Annotated in this window: 1 protein-coding gene; it reads left to right on the forward strand. The window is 49.4% G+C overall.

Annotated features, from left to right (window positions below; translation table 11 throughout):
• Positions 1-712: 712 nt before the first annotated feature.
• Positions 713-1,191 (forward strand): hypothetical protein (locus tag AUR66_RS15950; RefSeq protein ID WP_157533167.1); only part of this gene is annotated, 479 nt, incomplete at its 3' end.

Raw genomic sequence — 1,191 nt, forward strand, 5'->3', positions numbered from 1 at the left:
ACGCCTCGTCGCCACCGGTGAAGTGCTTAACCGCGAGGTACGTGTACTTCTGTCGTTTGATCCGAGTTCCGTACTCCCAGTTTAGGTCCGAATGCTCTCTCACTGCCTGTTTTAGGGCAGTTTCGACTTTTTCGAGGACATTAGACTCGTCTGGTGGGGTGTCCGGATGCATTACCATGTTTCCTCGGGAATCGGTGTTCGAGTGTGCGACACGAAGTACGTGAGAGTAAGTGTACTACCAACCTCTTGCTACACGCATAAGTATCTTTCTGCCCTTGTTGGGGCGGAGTTTAGTTACTTGAATTCGTACGTCTGTTGAGGTAAGCGACCTGAGTAACTGATGCTGCCAATCACGTCGTTTCTCTCCTGTACTGCTCCGATTGAAAGGTAGGGTGCTTTTCGACGCCGCAAAAGCATACTAAAATCTATGTGGCAGGACTTGTTACGTTCGCAACAAGACCTGTCAAGTGCACCTCAACATACGTTCTTACAGCGAAAAGCGAACGGGCCTCGAACAAGCGTTACCGTCCGCTCGCGCTCCCAACTTTCTTCTAACCCCCCATCGAAAACACTCGTTGAGCAGGTTTGCGAGCATCTTGACCAACTAACTCAGGTCTTACTGTTCCTCAAACTGGGTTAATTAGACGGTGGCACTCAAAATGATGGCAATTATCATTAGTATTTATATTGTTTCATTTGGTTGATTGGATGTATGGCCTCTGAGGCCAAAGAAATCAAGGGAGTTGTTTCCAGAATCAGTGGTAGTGGAAATGCGATACTCAAGACGGACAGCGGTCGAGAAGTAAACCTTGGGCCACTTACCCGAGACGTGGTTGGTAAAAGAGTGAGCGCTATCAAACTCACCGGCGCGTGGGCGCTCTGTATCGACCCGAGCTACGTTACCGACGAGTATCTTGAAGAGATGGATTCAAAGATAAGAGGCTCCAGTTTTATTGACGAATTCAGACCGTTAACCGAGGGTTCAGCCTCATTGGACGATATCGGACGTACAGTGCGAATTGAGGCTGATTCCACTCAAGGGCCTTTTGAGTACGATGGTGGTAAGCCACTCCGATTACACAACTCAAAGATGCTGAAGAGGGCCTTATCGGCCCACGAGATTCCTGTCGATATCGTCGCGGTAAGACGGGGCGTGGCGATTGGTGTTCCAGCCCTTGAGAGATTGGAATC

It is taken from the genome of Haloferax profundi (assembly GCF_001469865.1).
GTDB classification, from domain to species: domain Archaea; phylum Halobacteriota; class Halobacteria; order Halobacteriales; family Haloferacaceae; genus Haloferax; species Haloferax profundi.